Here is a 17,751-nt window from a genome sequence, read left to right as displayed (position 1 = left end):
GAGATGAAAACATTTATTGGATGTATAGAAGAAGTGATGATGGAGGCTTTTAAGGCTTCCGGGTATGAAGAAAAGTTTGGAAAGGTGACAGTATCCAACCGCCCAGATTTGTGTGAATATCAGTGCAACGGAGCTATGGCTGCGGCCAAGGCCTATCGGAAGGCGCCGATCATGATTGCCAATGACGTGGTAGAAAAACTTCAGGACAAGAGCATTTTTGAATCTGCCCAGGCGGTAAACCCTGGATTTATTAATCTGAAGCTGGACAGAGATTTTCTGGCGTCTTATTTGAATCAGATGACAGAGGATGAAAATTTGTCTGTGGAAAAGACAGGGTCTCCTAAAACGATTGTCATCGATTACGGCGGCCCCAATGTTGCCAAGCCTCTCCATGTAGGCCATCTACGCTCTGCCATTATTGGAGAGAGCATTAAACGGATGGGAAGATTTCTGGGCCATAAGGTAATAGGAGATGTTCATCTGGGCGATTGGGGTCTCCAAATGGGACTGATCATCACAGAACTTTCCAAGAGACAGCCGGATCTGGTATATTTCGATAAGGATTACCAGGGAGAATACCCCCAGGAAGCGCCTTTTACAGTCAGCGAACTGGAGGAGATTTATCCTACAGCCAGCAAGAGATCCAAGGAAGATGAGGACTATAAAAACGAAGCCCTGGAGGCCACCCTGGAACTTCAGCAGGGAAGGAGAGGCTACAGAGCTCTCTGGGAGCAGATCATGAAGGTATCTGTGGCGGATTTAAAGAGAAATTATGAAAAACTCAGTGTGGATTTCGATTTGTGGAAGGGAGAATCTGATGCAGATTCCTATATTCCGGGCCTGGTGGAATATCTGAAAGGAAAAGGCTATGCTTACCAGGATCAGGGAGCCCTTGTGGTAGATGTAAAAGAGGAAAAAGATACGAAGGAAATTCCACCCTGCATGATCCTGAAATCCGACGGGGCTTCTCTTTACACAACAACAGACCTGGCTACCATTGTGCAGAGGGAGGAAGACTATCATCCCGATGAAATTATCTATGTGGTGGACAAACGTCAGGAGCTTCATTTTGTTCAGGTATTCCGGTGTGCAAAAAAGACCGGGCTGGTGCCGGATAGCACAGAGCTTTCGTTTGTAGGCTTTGGAACTATGAACGGCAAGGACGGTAAACCCTTTAAAACAAGAGAAGGCGGCGTTATGCGTCTGGAGCGGCTCATCAGCGAGATTAACGAAGAGATGTATAAGAAGATTGTGGAAAACCGCAGCGTAAAAGGAGATGACGCCCATAAGACTGCAGAGATGGTAGGGCTTTCTGCTATTAAGTACGGAGACCTTTCCAATCAGGCTTCCAAAGATTATGTTTTTGATGTGGACAGATTTACTTCCTTTGAAGGGAATACGGGACCTTATATTCTGTACACTATTGTCCGTATCAAATCTATACTGAACAGATATAAAGAAGCGGGAGGAAATCCTGAAGAAGGAGTAATCCTGGGCGCTGCCAATGACAGTGAAAAAGCTCTGATGATGGTACTGTCCAGACTGAATTCTGTAATACAGCCTGCATTTCAGGAAAAAGCGCCTCATAAGATCTGTTCTTATATTTATGAACTGGCAAATGCCTTTAACAGTTTTTATCATGAGACAAAAATCCTGGGAGAGGAAAATGAAAAACAGAAAACTTCCTGGATACAGGTACTTGTTCTGACGAAGAAAGTTCTGGAAACCTGCATCGGACTCCTGGGCTTTGAGGCGCCTGACAGAATGTAAAACAGTATTATAAGCATGATGGCCGAAGATATCTGGAGTAGTAAAACAGAACTATTTACAGATGTTTTCGGCCATATTTTTGTGAAAAGGGGAGAAATGTATCTTTACACCTGATTTTATGATAGAATGGTAAAATCAAAAAGTATCGGGGGAAACGAAATGGAAAATATGAAAATCAGGTACCTGGAAACCCTGGCAGAACTGTATCCCACCATTGCCAAGGCTTCCTCAGAAATCATTAATCTTCAAGCCATTTTGAATCTGCCAAAAGGAACGGAACATTTTCTGACAGATATCCACGGCGAGTATGAGGCTTTTTCCCACGTATTAAAAAATGGGTCAGGCTCTGTAAGAAGAAAGATCAAAGAAGTATTCGGCCATACTTTAAGTGAACGGGAACAGAGAGCCCTGGCAACGCTGATCTACTATCCAAAGGAAAAAATGGATCTGGTAAGAAAACAGGAATCCAACATGGAGGAATGGTATAAGATTACTTTGTACCGGTTGATAGAGGTGTGCAAAAAGACTGCCTCCAAATATACCCGCTCCAAGGTACGAAAAGCCCTGCCAAAGGACTTTTCCTATGTGATCGAGGAATTGATCACGGAAAGGCCTGAGGTTATTGACAAAGAATCTTACTATGAGCAGATTGTGCATACGATTATTGAGATTGGCTGTGCGGAGAAATTTATTGTAGATCTTTCAGAATTGATCCAGCGTCTGGTAGTGGACCATCTTCATGTGCTGGGAGACATTTACGACAGAGGTCCGGGACCCCATAAGATCATGGATGTATTGGAAAACTACCATTCTGTAGATATACAATGGGGGAATCATGATATCGTATGGATGGGAGCGGCGGCAGGACAGACCTGCTGTATAGCCACCGTGATCCGAAACTGTGTGAGATACTCTAATCTGGATATTCTGGAGGATGGATATGGCATCAACCTCCTTCCGCTGGCGACTTTTGCCCTGGCTTGCTATAAAGATGATCCCTGTACCTGCTTTAAGATTAAAGGCCACAGTGATCTGAACCCTGAGGAACAGGCCCTGAATATGAAAATGTACAAAGCTATTTCTATTATCCAGTTTAAGCTGGAAGGACAGCTTGTCAAAAAGCGGAAAGAATTTAAGATGGAAGACAGGGCCCCTCTGGAACATATCAATTATGAGGAAGGCACGATCCAGCTGGAAGGGAAGACCTATCAGCTTCTGGATAAGAATTTCCCAACCATTGATCCAAAGAATCCGTATGCGCTGTCACCGGAAGAAGAAGAGGTGATGGACCGTCTGATTTTTGTTTTTGAGAACTGCGAAAAACTTCAGCGACATATGCGTTTTCTGCTGAAAAAGGGAAGTCTTTATAAAATTTATAACCGGAACCTTCTCTACCACGGCTGCATCCCGCTGAATGAAGACGGCAGTTTCAAAGAAGTGGAGGTTTACGGAAAGGTATATAAGGGCAAAGCTCTCTATGATATATTAGAAACTTATGTGCGGAAAGCCTTTGTAGCCATTGACAAAGAGGAAAAAGAAAAAGGCAGGGACATTCTCTGGTTTATCTGGGCCGGATCTTCTTCCCCCCTTTTCGGCAAAGATAAGATGGCTACTTTTGAGAGATGCTTTCTGGCGGAAAAAGAGACCCATGAAGAAAAGAAAAATCCCTATTATCGTTTTCTGGAAAACGATCAGGTTGTAGAAAACATATTCAAAGAGTTTGACATTACCGGTGACTGCCGTCATATTGTAAACGGCCATGTGCCTGTACATCACACAGAAGGAGAGAGCCCCATTAAGTGCGGCGGCAAACTGCTGATCATAGACGGTGGTTTTTCAAAAGCATATCAAAAGGTTACAGGAATCGCAGGCTATACCTTGATCTACAATTCCTGGGGAATGATCCTGGCGGCTCATGAACCTTTTACTTCTGCCAGAGATGCCATTACCAAAGAAAGCGATATTTTGTCTGCCAGCATTCTCATTAAGAAAACAACAGAAAGAAAGACTGTGGAAGAGACTGACAACGGAATAAAGATTAAAGAAAGGATAGCAGAGCTTCAGGAGCTTTTAAAAGCCTACAGAGATGGTCTGCTGATAGAAAAGTTATGATTTGCGAGAGAATATCCATACAAACGGAAAATTCAGAGAAGAATACCCATTTAGACACTTATATACTGGAAGATTTTTTAGATGGAGGGCCTCAGTGGAAAAGGCCTTTAGTGCTGATCTGTCCGGGAGGCGCCTATGCCAGAACTTCCAACAGAGAAGCAGAGCCTGTGGCTCTGCAGCTTAATGCATTAGGCTACCATGCAGCAATTCTCAGGTACTCCTGCGCCCCTGCAGTTTATCCTGCAGCCCTTCATGAGACTGCACTGTCAGTAAAGTACCTGAGAGACCGGGCAGAAGAGTGGCATATCGCTTCGGACAGAATCCTGATCATGGGATTTTCTGCCGGAGGCCATCTGGCTGCCAGCTACGGGGTTTTCTGGCAGGAAGAGCATATGGCAGAGGCAGCAGGATGCACTTCGGAATACTTAAGGCCCCAGGGTCTGATCCTCTGCTATCCTGTGATCAGCTCAGATGAAAAAATCGCTCATACAGAGAGCATACGAAATCTTCTGGGAGATTCTTATGAGATTTTAAAGGAAAAGATGTCTCTGGAAAATCAGGTAACAGATCAGGTGCCCAAGACCTTTCTCTGGCATACCTTTGCAGACGAGACTGTACCCTTCTGGAATTCCTTCCGGTTTGTCCGGGCTCTGGGAGAAGCAGGGATACCTGTGGAATATCACTTGTATCCAGAGGGAAAGCATGGCTTAAGTCTTGCTACAGAAAGTGTTTCCGATGAAGAGGATGGCAGTAAAGTGGTGAAAGGATGTCAGAGCTGGATGCCTCTTCTTCAATCCTGGCTGATGCGAAATTTCGGTCTTTGAATAAAAAAGCCTTGCAATAGGTAAATTATGTATGCTATAATATTCGCGTTGCGAAAATATCACGCCTGTAGATTCCAATGGACGGTGCTTAAAAAGTCCCGGAGGAGATGAAGCCGGCGGAAGAAAAACCAAAAGGAGAGAAAAAAATGAGTGTTATTTCAATGAAACAGTTACTGGAAGCAGGTGTTCATTTCGGACACCAGACAAGAAGATGGAACCCTAAGATGGCTCCATACATCTACACAGAGAGAAACGGTATTTATATCATCGACCTGCAGAAATCTGTAGGAATGGTTGACGATGCTTACAAAGCTGTAGCTGACATCGCTGCTGACGGCGGTACAATCCTGTTCGTAGGTACAAAGAAACAGGCTCAGGATGCTATCCAGACAGAAGCTGAAAGATGCGGTATGTTCTATGTAAACGAAAGATGGTTAGGCGGTATGCTGACAAACTTCAAGACCATTCAGAGCAGAATCGCAAGATTAAAAGAAATTGAAGCTATGGAAGCTGACGGAACTTTTGATGTTCTGCCAAAGAAAGAAGTTATTAAACTGAAAAAAGAAATGGATAAACTGCAGAAGAACCTGGGCGGTATCAAAGAAATGAAGAAACTTCCAGACGCAATCTTTGTAGTGGATCCTAAAAAAGAAAGAATCTGTGTACAGGAAGCTCATGCACTGGGAATCACACTGATCGGTATCGCTGATACAAACTGCGATCCAGAAGAATTAGACTACGTTATCCCAGGAAATGATGATGCTATCAGAGCTGTAAAATTAATTGTTTCCAAGATGGCAGATGCAGTAATTGAAGCTAATCAGGGTGAAGCAGCAGATGCAGAAGATCTTTTCACCGAAGAAGGAGCAGAGGAAGCTGTTGAAACTGCAGATGAAGAGGAAACTACAGAGGAATAATCAGTAACTTTCAGGAGGAATATACGATGGCTATTACAGCAGGTATGGTAAAAGAGTTAAGAGAGATGACAGGCGCTGGAATGATGGACTGTAAGAAAGCTCTTACAGCTACAGAAGGCGATATGGACAAGGCTGTTGAATTCTTAAGAGAAAAAGGTCTGGCTACAGCTCAGAAGAAAGCCAGCCGTGTTGCAGCAGAAGGTCTTTGCAAGACTTTAGTTTCTGCTGATGAGAAGAACGCAGTTGTAGTAGAGGTAAACTCTGAGACAGACTTCGTTGCAAAGAACGAGAAATTCCAGGGCTATGTAGCTCAGGTTGCTGAGGCTGCTATGGAATCAAATGCTGCTACAACAGAAGAATTCCTGGCTGAAACATGGAAATTCGATACCACCAAGACTGTACAGGAAGCTCTGGCAGGACAGGTTGCTGTTATCGGTGAGAACCTTCAGATCAGAAGATTTGCAAAGGTTTCCGAAGAGAACGGTTTCATTGCTTCCTACACACATATGGGCGGTAAAATCGGCGTTTTAGTAGACGTTGAGACAGACGTGATCAACGATGCTGTAAAAGAAATGGCTAAGAACGTAGCTATGCAGGCTGCTGCTCTGAAACCTCTGTACACCAACAGAAATGAAGTTTCTCAGGAGTACATTGACCATGAGAAAGAAATCCTTACAGTAGCTGCTAAAAACGAGAAGCCAGACGCTAATGACAAGATCATCAACGGTATGGTTATGGGACGTATCAACAAAGAGCTGAAAGAGATCTGCCTCTTAGACCAGGTATACGTAAAAGCAGAAGACGGAAAACAGTCTGTTGCAAAATACGTAGAAGAAGTTGCTAAGGCAAACGGCGCTAAGATCACGATCAAATCTTTTGTACGTTTTGAGACAGGCGAAGGTATCGAAAAGAAAGAAGAGAACTTTGCTGAGGAAGTAGCAAAGCAGATGGGAATGTAATGCGGATTTCCCATTAATATTCTGATGAATAAACCCTTATAAATGGCGTGAATATGCTGTTTGTAAGGGTTTTTATTTTTGAAAAATAGATGTTTTAGAAGGAGTTTGTGACAAGAAGGAAGGAATAAGTCAAGAAAGCATTATTGGGGATGATACTGCCAATCTGAGACCCGTTGAATTTTCAGCCTTCTCTTGGTACGATTGTAACCGTGAAAGAACTGATGAAGAAGAATGGTCTGTATCATAAGCTGTTCCATATTCAGCAGGAGAGCTTTGGCCGGGCTGTATAAATCGAAGCCGAAGGATGAACAATGTGTAATTTTGCATTATAAGAAAGATGAGCAAAAATGCTTCAATGAGCAAGAATTATAAAAATATCAGCAATGAGCAGATTGACTCTGCACTCCTTTTTCAATATGATTAAATCAATAAAAAGCAGGAGAAAGGAGAAGAATATTGAAAGAAAATGCGAAGGGGAGAGTGACGATCCCTACAGATGTTGATGTTGTTCCCGAGACACTGGAGCTGCTGAAAAGATGGGGAGCAGATGCCATTCGTGACTGTGACGGTACTGACTATCCGGAAGAGCTGAAAGATGTGGATGCAAAAGTATATTCTACATATTATACCACAAGAAAAGACAATACCTGGGCAAAGGCAAATCCAGATGAAATCCAGCAGATGTATATTATGACGCCTTTTTACACGGCTGTCGGTGATGAATTGTCTGTTCATCTCATGGATCATCTGTATCCGGATATGCTCAAGGTAAATGATCAGGATGATATTGCCAGATGGTGGGAAGTGATTGACAGGACTACAGGAGAAGTAGTTCCCCCGGAACAGTGGAGCTATAACTGCGAGACCGGAGATGTGACTATCCATGGCGCTCAGGCTTTCCACGACTATACAGTAAGTTTCCTTGCATATATCATGTGGGACCCGGTCCATATGTACAATGCAGTGACCAACGGATGGGAGAATTTTGAAAAGCAGATTACTTTTGATGTGCGCCAGCCTAAGACTCACAAATATTCAATGGAGAGGCTGAGAAAGTTTATTGCAGAGAACCCTCATGTAGATGTAATACGTTATACCACATTTTTCCATCAGTTTACCCTGATCTTTGATGAGCTGGCCAGAGAAAAGTATGTGGACTGGTATGGATATTCTGCATCAGTAAGTCCTTATATCCTGGAGCAGTTTGAACAGGAAGCAGGATATAAGTTCCGTCCGGAATTTATTATTGATCAGGGATATATGAACAATACCTATCGTATTCCTTCAAAGGAATTTCTTGATTTCCAGGCTTTCCAGAGAAGAGAAGTGGCAAAACTGGCCAGAGAAATGGTGGAGATTACTCATGAGTGCGGAAAAGAAGCCATGATGTTCCTGGGAGATCACTGGATCGGAACAGAGCCTTTTATGGAGGAATTTAAATCCATCGGACTTGATGCAGTTGTAGGAAGCGTAGGAAATGGAGCAACACTGCGGCTCATCAGTGATATCCAAGGAGTAAAATACAGAGAAGGACGTCTTCTGCCTTACTTCTTCCCCGATGTATTCCATCAGGGAGGAGATCCGGTAAAAGAAGCGAAAGTGAACTGGGTAACAGCCAGAAGAGCCATTCTGAGAAAGCCTATTGACCGGATCGGATACGGGGGATACCTGAAACTGGCCATGGAGTTCCCGGATTTCGTTGATTATGTGGAAAGTGTCTGCAATGAGTTCCGTACTTTATATGAGAATATCAAAGGAACAACTCCTTACTGCATTAAGAAAGTAGCTGTACTGAACTGCTGGGGAAAAATGCGGGCATGGGGCAATCATATGGTTCATCATGCGATTTACTACAAACAGAATTATTCCTATGCAGGGGTAATCGAGGCTCTCAGCGGAGCACCCTTTGATGTTCAGTTCATCAGTTTTGAGGATATCCGCCAGAATCCTGCCATATTAGATGATATTGATGTAATCCTGAATGTAGGAGATGGGGATACAGCCTATACAGGAGGAGATAACTGGACCGATGAAAAGATTGTTACTGCTGTAAAGAAGTTTATCTATAACGGCGGAGGCTTTATCGGCGTTGGAGAACCTGCAGGACATCAGTATCAGGGACATTTCCTTCAGCTTGCAACTATTATGGGTGTAGAGAAAGAAACAGGCTTCACCTTAAACGTGGATAAATATAACTGGGAAGAGCATGATCATTTTATTAAGGCAGACTGTACTAAGGATATTGATTTCGGCGAAGGAAAGAAAAACATCTATGCCCTTGACGGAACAGAAATCCTTGTCCAGCGTGATAAGGAGGTACAGATGGCTGTGAAAGAGTTTGGAAAGGGACGCTGCGTATACATCAGCGGCCTGCCTTACAGTTTCGAGAACAGCAGGATTCTGTACCGTTCCATTATCTGGTCTTCCCACGATGAGGAAAATCTCTGCAGATGGTTCAGCACAAACTTCAATGTGGAAGTTCATGCTTATGTAAAGAATGGAAAATACTGTGTTGTAAACAACACATATGAACCCCAGAGTACAACTGTGTACAGAGGAGACGGCAGCAGCTTTGATGTAGACCTGAAGGCAAACGAAATCATTTGGTATGAGATTTAAGCTGTCCGCCCTCATGGTGGAGCTGCCGGTATTTTATAGGGGTGATGCCGTAAAATTTCCGGAAGGTCTGAGTAAAATAGGACTGAGAGGAAAAACCTGTGGAACCGGCAATATCGGAGATGGAAAGGTCCGTATCCCGGAGAAGCTGACAGGCAGCCTCCAGCCGGCGCTGATTCAGATATTGGATAGGTGAAAGGCCGGTATATTTGGTGAAAGAGTGAGCCATATAATATTTATTCATGTGAGTCAGTCCTGTTAAAGTGTCCAAAGTGATGTGCTCTGCATAGTTTGTGTCCAGATATTCTTTTATCTGGGCACATTCTTTTGTCATCCGTACAGTATTAATAGAGACAGGCATCAGCTGTCGGGAGGTGCGAAGGATGCGCAGGATCAGGATTTCCAGCAGATGCTGGCAGATCAGTTCTGCACCATAGTTTTCTGATTTAACTTCATAGTAAATCTGTGCAAACAGATCCTGGATCATTGCCACATTGTCAAAATTGCAGAAAATCTGAGGAGAAGGCGCCTGGTCTTCTTCCTGAAAGGCAATGCCGTCGATACCAAGGACATAATACTGAAGAGGAGTACCGGGAATGGACTGCTCTGTATGTTCCAGATAAGGAGGAATAATGATCAGATCTCCAGTTTCTATTGGCCGGATTTCCCGGTGAAACAAAAACTTTCCTTTCCCGTTCAGTACAAAGAAAATTTCTGTAAAAGGATGTGTGTGAAGCACACTGGTCCAGTCTTTTTCGTCTTTGGACAGAGAGATGGACAGCAGCCGGGAATTAATTTTAGGAATCTCATTTTCTTTTATGGAATAATGTCTGTGGCTCATATTGCCTCCTTTTTATTATTGATGTCAGATGATACCCTTGTACACTGAGGGTAAGTTTTATTGTAGATATTATACAAAGAAAAACCGAAGAAAAGCAAGGCTTTCAGGATAAAACGACGACAAATATTTATATATCGTGACAAAATCATTTTGAAAACAGCAATAATTATAAAAGAAAAGGCAACATCTGTATGGAAGCTTTACTTAAAATGGGATATGATGTAAACAACAGGAAAAAAGGAGGTAAAATTCATGAAGAGAAAAATGGTGAAAAAGCTGATAGCGGCATCACTTGTTTCTGTTATGGCAGCTTCTATGCTGGCTTCCTGCGGAAGCAGCTCAAATGAAAGCGCCAGTGGAGATAACAGTGGAAGTGAAAGCGAAGGCGGAGATGTGCTGAAAGTTGCAGCCTTTGAAGGTGGAAACGGAGCGGATATCTGGGAAAAGATCGCAGCAGCTTTTGAGGAAGAGACAGGGTGCGAAGTAGAATTAGAGCTGTCCTCTGAGCTGGATCAGGTGCTGACAAAAGATATCCAGAACGGTGATATTCCCGATGTTGTTTACTACAACCTGGGACAGGCCAGCGGATTTACAGAGACTATGCTGAAGGAAGAAGCAGTTGCAGATATTTCCGATGTATTTGATGACGAGCTCAAGTCTAAGATGTTGGATGGAATCCTTGACGGAACAGCTGCACAGCCTTACGGTGACGGCAAGATTTATCTTGCGCCGATTTTCTACACCCAGACAGGATTCTGGTATAATGCAACCCTTGTAGGCGAAGGAAAAGAATATGCCCTTCCTACAACATGGGATGAATTCTTTGAACTGGGACAGCAGGCAAAAGCAGATGGAAGAGCACTCTTTACATATCCACAGTCAGGATATTTTGATGCTACTATCTACGCGATGCTGGCACAGGCAGGCGGAACTGATTTCTACAACAATGCCCTGACCTATGATGCAAACACATGGACATCTGATGAAGGAAAGAAAGTTCTTGACACAGTGGCACAGCTTGTATCTTCCGATAATATCTGGGCTGATACAGTTGCTAATGCCAATACAGACGGCGGATTCAAGATCAACCAGCAGGCAGTTATCGACGGCGAAGCACTCTTTATGCCTAACGGAAGCTGGGTAGTTGGTGAGATGGCAAATACAACCCCGGCAGATTATGAATGGGGCGTAATGGGTGTTCCAAAATGGAGCGCTGATGAGAGCCAGTCTGTATATACATTTACAGAGCAGATGTGGATTCCTGCAGATGCTGAAAACATTGATCTTGGAAAAGAATTTATCAAATTTATGTACTCTGATACAGTTGTTGATCTGTGCCTTGCAAATAAGACTACAAATGCCGAAACAGGTGAAGAGTCTGATTCACCTATCGTTGTTCCAGTAAAAGGCGCAGCCGATAAACTTCCAGAAGGCGTGATCAAGAGCAGCTTCCAGACAGGAGATGATGTAGTAGCCGTTACAGGTACATGGGCTACAACAGCTCCTATCGAAGGTCTTGATATGAAAGGCTCCATCTATGGACCAATCGATTCCATCAGCAATGGTGACATGACTGTAGATGAGTGGCAGACCCAGCTTGTAGATGTTTGGGAAAAATGTGCAGGCGCTATGGAGTAATATTTAAATAAGAATAGCATATGTGCTGAGAAAACGGTGAGTTGTTACAGCTCACCGTTTTTAAGAGAAAGGAGACATAGTATGAATCGAAAACGGGCCCAGGGACGCTTTGTTTTTTTCTGTATTGCACCGGCGGCTATACTGGTCACTCTTTTCATATTTATTCCGACCATCAACGTGTTCAGGATGTCTCTGTACCGCATGGGCGGAATTACAAACAGAAAAGAATTTGTTGGTCTGTATAATTTCAAAGCTCTTCTTGAGGACAAAAGTTTTCTGCAGGCAATGCAGAACTCAATTGCGATTATTGTCCTTGTGACGCTGTGTACAATATTCTTTGCAATCCTATATGCAGCTATACTTTCAAGGGGAAAATTCAAAGGAAAAAATTTTTTCCGGATTGTTTTCTATATACCCAATATCCTGAGTATCGTAGTTATTGCCGGTATCTTTGGAGCAATCTATAATCCCAGCACTGGTCTTCTGAATACTTTTCTTAAGGCTATCGGACTGGGAAGCCTGACCCAGCAGTGGATGGGAAATCAGGATATAGTTCTGTATTCCGTAATCTTTGCTCTTGTATGGCAGGCCATCGGATACTATATGGTCATGTATATGGCAAGTATGGCGGCAATACCCCAGGATCTCTATGAGGCGGCATCTCTTGATGGAGCCACAGAGATCCAGATGTTTTTCCAGGTAACTCTGCCCCTTATATGGAGCAATATACGTACAACTTTAACGTTCTACATTATCAGTACAATTAACCTGAGCTTTCTGTTTGTACAGATCATGTCCGACGGCGGACCAAACGGACATTCCGAAGTATTCCTGAACTATATGTATAAGCAGGCTTATGGTGCAGGAGTTTATGGATATGGAATGTCCATAGGCGTAGTAGTATTTATTTTCTCATTTGCACTTGCGGCTATCGTGAATAAGATCACAGACCGTGAAGTGCTGGAATTCTAAGAAGGAGGCGCAGACAGGATGAAAAAACAGAATCCAGTTACAAAGATCCTTTTTAAGATCATTGTATATGCAAGCCTGATTGCCATGACAATCTCAATCCTGGTGCCGGTTGCCTGGGTATTTATGGCAAGCTTCAAGCGCAACGCAGAATTTATCGGAAAGGGAACAAATCCCTGGGCGCTTCCGGAGCAGCTCCAGTATCAGAACTACATCACAGCTTTTGTAGATGCAGAAATGGGAAAATTCTTCCTGAATTCTGTGATTGTTACGGCACTGGCATTGATCCTGCTTCTTATAATCGCTCTTCCGGCCTCATATGCCCTTTCCAGGTTTGAATTCCGGGGAAAGAAGATTTTAAACATTGCTTTTATGGCAGGACTTTTTGTAAATATTAACTACATTGTGGTACCGATTTTCCTGATGCTCAGCGATGCTAATAAGGCTTTAGGCGTGGACTTTTTCCTGGACAACAGGTTCTTGCTGTCTCTGATCTACGCTTCCAGTTCTCTGTCCTTCTCTATATATCTGCTCAGCGGATATTTTAAAACCCTTCCAAAAGGATATGAAGAGGCGGCTTATATTGACGGATGCGGATACTTCAAGACCATGGTACAGATTATGATACCTATGGCAAAACCCAGTATCCTGACAGTAATCCTGTTCCAGTTCCTGTCATTCTGGAACGAATATATCATCGCATTTACGATCATGGATGAACACAGTACCCTGGCAGTAGGCCTTAAGAACCTGATGGCAGTGGAAAGGACGGCAACCAACTATGGCATTATGTACGCTGGTCTGGTGATCGTCATGATCCCGGTACTCATCCTTTACATGTGCGTGCAGAAACAGCTGACCGAAGGTATGACCCTTGGAGGTCTGAAGGGATAAGGAGGAAATGATATGGGCAAAGTTATAAAAAACGTGATCCTGCTGGTCGTCTTTGCTGTGTGTGTTGGGCTGGTCATTATCGGACAGAGGAATATCAGCCTGACAGGACTTGCAATGGAACTGATCGGACTTGTGGGACTGCTTGTCCTTCTGTTCCTCTATAACAGAAAATATAAGTGACAGGTATGCAGGAGCATATATGAAGATATAAAGGAACTGTCGCATTAATCAAAATCAAGAATATTTATACATTTTATTGCTCAGTCTGCACAGCTTTGAGTCTATGGTCTCAAAGCTGCGCTCGACAAATTCGCATAAAATGTATAAATATTCCTGAAATATGTTTAATGCGACAGTTCCTTTTATATTTCCAGGTCAGGGAAGAAGGGCCTCTGGCAGAGAGGGGGAATAGGGACGTCCTGGTATCAGATCCTCTCCGTTGGTGAATCCTTCAGGTCGGTCCTTTAAGGACTGCACCAGATATGTGCGCAGTTCTCTGATCCGGTTCTGTCTGGAAGGATCCATTATCAGGTCGGTCAGTTCGTGAGGGTCTGAGGCCAGATCAAAATACTGTTCCTGGCCTGTCTGAGAATGCCAGATGTATTTGTCTGTCTCGGTGACGATCCAGTGGTTTGAAAAGACATCGTAAGAGTGCTCTCCATGGAGCCACTCACGCTGAACCTTTTCCGGAGACTCTGTAAGGGGCAGAAGGCTTTTGCCGTCTACAGAAGCCGGAATCTGGGCGCCGGCAATATCCAGAAGAGTAGGCATAATATCCCTCAGCTCCGCAATACTGTGGCAGACAGAACCGGCTTTCAGATCTGGCAGTACATGCTTTCCGGCGGTGATGAACAGAGGAATATGACAGCTTCCTTCATATGGCCTTGATTTCCGGAACATATGATGATCGCAGAGCTCCTCACCGTGGTCAGAGGTAAAGAGAAATACCGTATCGTCATAAAGTTCCTGTTCGATGAGAGCCATGATCAGACGTCCGATCTGGTGGTCCAGATGGGTGATGCAGGCGTAGTATCCTAACTGCGCCTGACGTATAAGTTCCGGGTCTTCGGGGCCTGTCCGGGAGTTAAAGATCCTTCCCTCTTTCTTTAAATATTCCTCTGTCTCCCAGGAGCCTACAAAGGGCGGACGCAGTTCCTTATCCTTATAAAGGTCAAAATAGTGCTGGGGAGCGTCAAAGGGAGGGTGAGGACGGAGATAGGAGGCCATGAGGAAAAAGGGCTTCCGTGGGTCCCGTCTTCTGAGAAAATCCAGACACCGGTCTGTGACCCAGTTGGTAGGGTGATATTTTTCTTCATGGATCCAGGGCCGCGCCAGATAGCTGTTGCAGTCTATGCCGGTGTCTGTTACGTCAGCATCGGCTCCCAGCTCCTGTTTCAGCCAGTGAAAGTAGTCATCAGCCACGAACTGGGATTCTCTGTATGGAACAGAGCCGTACCTGGCGCAGTGGAGATATCCGTCGTGAAGGTCTACATTATGGAATCCCAGAAAATTGCGAAGGGGATGGACATGCATCTTTCCAACGCACTGGGTGTAATATCCGGCAGCAGACAGTTCCTCTGCCATTGTGTGTTCGTAATTCCAGGGAAGATTGTCTTCATAGCCTACCCTGCCATGATGGCTCTGTTCTCTTCCGGTATGGAGGGCAGCCCGGGCGGCAATACAACTGGGGCAGGCGCTGTATGTATGGTCGAAGACCACCCCCTGAGCGGCCAGACTGTCAAGATAAGGGGTCTTTACATCTGGGTGACCGCTGTAGCCCAGGCAGTCAGCCCGGAGCTGGTCTGTCATGATTAATACGATGTTTGGCTTTGTCATATTCAATACTCCTTGTGGATGATTTTGGCGGACTGTTTCCCATCTATATGCCGATGCTCCGGAACTTGCTCAGCAATGGCCCGGATGGAAGAGGCATATTCGGAAGGGGTCATTCCCGTCATTTTTTTAAACTGTCTGGAAAAATAATGAATGGAAGAATAGCCCAGAGATTCGGATATCTGGGTAAAATTCATCTGTTCATCCCGGATCATCTGCTTCGCGGCTTCAATTTTCAGAAGCGAATAGTATTCAATGATTCCTTTGCCGCATTTTTCATGGAGAAGCTTCTGAAGGCGGGAACGGCTAATGAGATTGTCGGTGCAGATCTGCTCAATAGACAGATGTGCCGAAAGGTTCGCAGAAAGATATCTGCTGATCCTTGTAAAGGTTTCTTCATCCGCATTTTTTTTCATGGTCTTATCCGGAGAGGGAGAGAGGCCAACAAAAAGAGCCGGTCCTTCTTCCCGGTTATGACGCCGGAAAAGTCCGATAAGAAACTGTTCCAGACAGGTGCGAATGATCTGAGCTGCTCCAGGAGGGGCCTCCGGACGAATGGACAGAGAGGTCTGATAAGGGTCGTCCAGCCTTCCATTCAGATAACTGCGGGCTTCCTGTACAGTCCGGGCAAGAAGACGCCGGTCAGTCTCCTGGATATTCAAAACCTTGTTCCGAAAAAAATCCATCATGGGACTGTCAGAGGAAAAAGATATAACGATGAGACAGGGGGCGGCACCGTCTCCGGCCTTGACCCAGTGGAACTCTCCGGGCTCATGAAAAGCAATCTGTCCCCGTGTAAGGACAAAAGAACGGTTTCCGGCTCCAATGGTTACATCTCCTTTATCTACACAGACAAATTCCCAGAAGGGATGAGATTCTCCCGGAAAATAGAAGCTGTTCATATATTCAAAATAATGGAGTGAGAAGAGCTGGTCAATGGAAAGCTCGCTTGGCAGCCGGATTCCCTGGTAGGACATAAGTCATCGCCTCCTTTATCTGGCGGTACTCCGGATTTTCTGCTGTGTACCTTCCTCTATCATACCCTATCTGCGCAGAAAATGCAAAATAAAATATGCTGATCGTGCAAATTAAAGAGAACATAGGATAAAGATTTTCCTATGACTTTCCTTTACAATTAGGGCAGAAAATAAATGGTCCAAAAAGAAAGGAAGAGAACAAATGGGACGTGTATCAGAACTGCAGATCAGGGAAGCAATTGCTAATTTTAATTATACAGGAAAGTTAAAGGAACGCCGTCTTTTTGGAAGCGGGCATATCAATGACACCTACCTGCTCACATTCGAAATCGGCGATATGGGGACTATGAGCGCTATCCTTCAGAGAATGAACCGGGAAATTTTTACAAAACCTGTGGAGCTCATGGAAAATGTTGTGGGAGTGACCTCTTACCTCAGGGAAAAGATTATTGAGAGGGGAGGAGATCCGGAGAGAGAGACCCTTAATGTCATCCCGGCAAAGGACGGAAAAGCTTATTTTGTGGATTCCAAAGGAGAATACTGGAGGTCCTACAAATTTATCACAGATGCAACATGTTATGACAGGGTAGAAAAACCCGAAGACTTTTACGAGAGTGCAGTTGCATTTGGAAACTTCCAGAGACTTCTTGCAGATTATCCGGCGGCCACCCTTCATGAAACTATTAAAGGGTTCCACGACACACGGGCAAGATTCCAGGTGTTTAAAAATGCTGTTGAACAGGATGTCTGCGGCAGAGCGGAATCTGTGAGAAAGGAAATTGAATTTGTCCTTGCTCACGAGGAGACTGCCAATGTCTTTGGAGAACTTCAGGATAAAGACCAGCTGCCTCTCCGAGTGACCCACAATGATACAAAGCTTAACAATATTATGATTGACAATGTTACAAGAAAAGGAATCTGCGTCATCGACCTGGATACGGTAATGCCGGGGCTTGCTATGAATGATTTCGGTGATTCTATCCGGTTTGGAGCCAGCACTGCAGCAGAAGACGAAAAAGATTTGAGTAAAGTATCCTGCAGTATGGAACTGTTTGAAATCTATGTGAAGGGATTTCTCCAGGGCTGTGCAGGCAGCCTTACGCCAAAAGAGGTGGAGCTCCTTCCTATGGGCGCAAAAGTGATGACTTATGAGTGCGGCATGCGTTTCCTTACCGATTATCTCCAGGGTGACCACTATTTTAAAATACACAGAGAAGGACATAATCTGGACAGAGCAAGGACACAGTTCAAGCTGGTGGAAGATATGGAGGCAAAGTGGGATACCATGGCGAAAATTGTCCGCAAATATGAGAATCTTTAAGCCTGCACATAGAAAGGCTGTGAGTCGGTTTTCTGGGGGACTTTACAAAATTTATGCTTTCGTGTTACGATAAACATATT

At 44.3% G+C, this 17,751-nt stretch carries 14 protein-coding genes; 11 read left to right on the top strand and 3 right to left on the bottom strand.

Going from position 1 to position 17,751, the window contains the following annotated elements; translation table 11 throughout:
• Window positions 1–3: 3 nt before the first annotated feature.
• From argS to gnpA, 6 genes are all read left to right on the top strand, one after another.
• A complete protein-coding gene (gene argS, locus B5G00_RS12210) occupies window positions 4–1,770 on the top strand; it encodes an arginine--tRNA ligase (protein ID WP_087273080.1) in 1,767 nt (588 codons plus the stop codon).
• 159 nt (window positions 1,771–1,929) lie between these two features.
• Complete coding sequence (locus tag B5G00_RS12205) at window positions 1,930–3,882, top strand: fructose-1,6-bisphosphatase (RefSeq protein WP_087273190.1); 1,953 nt, start codon at window positions 1,930–1,932, stop codon at window positions 3,880–3,882.
• Complete coding sequence (locus B5G00_RS12200) at window positions 3,879–4,706, top strand: alpha/beta hydrolase (RefSeq protein ID WP_087273077.1); 828 nt, start codon at window positions 3,879–3,881, stop codon at window positions 4,704–4,706. The genes B5G00_RS12205 and B5G00_RS12200 overlap by 4 nt, the downstream gene beginning before the upstream one ends.
• A gap of 146 nt (window positions 4,707–4,852) precedes the next feature.
• On the top strand, window positions 4,853–5,623 hold the full coding sequence (gene rpsB / locus B5G00_RS12195; protein ID WP_087273188.1) for a 30S ribosomal protein S2: 771 nt from the start codon (window positions 4,853–4,855) through the stop codon (window positions 5,621–5,623).
• Window positions 5,624–5,649: 26 nt separating this feature from the next.
• Window positions 5,650–6,582 (top strand): translation elongation factor Ts, encoded by a 933-nt coding sequence (gene tsf, locus B5G00_RS12190; protein ID WP_087273074.1) that lies wholly within the window; start codon window positions 5,650–5,652, stop codon window positions 6,580–6,582.
• Window positions 6,583–7,038: 456 nt separating this feature from the next.
• Window positions 7,039–9,201, top strand: coding sequence for a 1,3-beta-galactosyl-N-acetylhexosamine phosphorylase (gnpA, locus tag B5G00_RS12185; RefSeq protein ID WP_330396361.1), 2,163 nt, complete (start codon window positions 7,039–7,041; stop codon window positions 9,199–9,201).
• Here the strand turns inward: gnpA and B5G00_RS12180 are convergent.
• A complete protein-coding gene (locus B5G00_RS12180) occupies window positions 9,182–10,039 on the bottom strand; it encodes a helix-turn-helix transcriptional regulator (RefSeq protein WP_087273067.1) in 858 nt (285 codons plus the stop codon). The two genes, gnpA and B5G00_RS12180, sit on opposite strands and share 20 nt — an antisense overlap.
• A gap of 252 nt (window positions 10,040–10,291) precedes the next feature.
• Here B5G00_RS12180 and B5G00_RS12175 point away from each other — a divergent pair, with 252 nt between their 5' ends.
• From B5G00_RS12175 to B5G00_RS19020, 4 genes are all read left to right on the top strand, one after another.
• Window positions 10,292–11,677 (top strand): carbohydrate ABC transporter substrate-binding protein, encoded by a 1,386-nt coding sequence (locus tag B5G00_RS12175; protein WP_087273064.1) that lies wholly within the window; start codon window positions 10,292–10,294, stop codon window positions 11,675–11,677.
• An 81-nt stretch (window positions 11,678–11,758) separates the two neighbouring features.
• Window positions 11,759–12,649: a carbohydrate ABC transporter permease gene (locus B5G00_RS12170; RefSeq protein ID WP_087273061.1), complete on the top strand. Its 891-nt coding sequence runs from the start codon at window positions 11,759–11,761 to the stop codon at window positions 12,647–12,649.
• Window positions 12,650–12,667: 18 nt separating this feature from the next.
• Window positions 12,668–13,540: a carbohydrate ABC transporter permease gene (locus tag B5G00_RS12165; RefSeq protein ID WP_087273058.1), complete on the top strand. Its 873-nt coding sequence runs from the start codon at window positions 12,668–12,670 to the stop codon at window positions 13,538–13,540.
• Between the two features lie 12 nt (window positions 13,541–13,552).
• Window positions 13,553–13,720 carry a DUF6903 family protein gene (locus B5G00_RS19020; protein WP_164496697.1) on the top strand — a complete coding sequence of 56 codons (168 nt, stop codon included), beginning with the start codon at window positions 13,553–13,555 and terminating at the stop codon, window positions 13,718–13,720.
• A gap of 195 nt (window positions 13,721–13,915) precedes the next feature.
• On the opposite strand, the gene B5G00_RS12160 is transcribed toward B5G00_RS19020, so the two are convergent.
• Together B5G00_RS12160 and B5G00_RS12155 are read right to left on the bottom strand one after the other, a co-directional pair.
• A complete protein-coding gene (locus B5G00_RS12160) occupies window positions 13,916–15,376 on the bottom strand; it encodes an arylsulfatase (protein ID WP_087273055.1) in 1,461 nt (486 codons plus the stop codon).
• 2 nt (window positions 15,377–15,378) lie between these two features.
• On the bottom strand, window positions 15,379–16,350 hold the full coding sequence (locus B5G00_RS12155) for an AraC family transcriptional regulator (RefSeq protein WP_087273052.1): 972 nt from the start codon (window positions 16,348–16,350) through the stop codon (window positions 15,379–15,381).
• A gap of 202 nt (window positions 16,351–16,552) precedes the next feature.
• Between B5G00_RS12155 and B5G00_RS12150 the strand changes: the two genes are divergently transcribed.
• Window positions 16,553–17,671, top strand: a complete 1,119-nt coding sequence (locus B5G00_RS12150) for a phosphotransferase enzyme family protein (RefSeq protein ID WP_087273049.1) — start codon at window positions 16,553–16,555, stop codon at window positions 17,669–17,671.
• Window positions 17,672–17,751 lie beyond the last annotated feature (80 nt).

Source organism: Blautia sp. An46 (assembly GCF_002161645.1).
Taxonomy (GTDB): Bacteria; Bacillota; Clostridia; order Lachnospirales; family Lachnospiraceae; genus Blautia; species Blautia ornithocaccae.
Note: the sequence above shows the minus strand (reverse complement) of the source record. Positions and strands in the feature narration are given on the sequence as shown.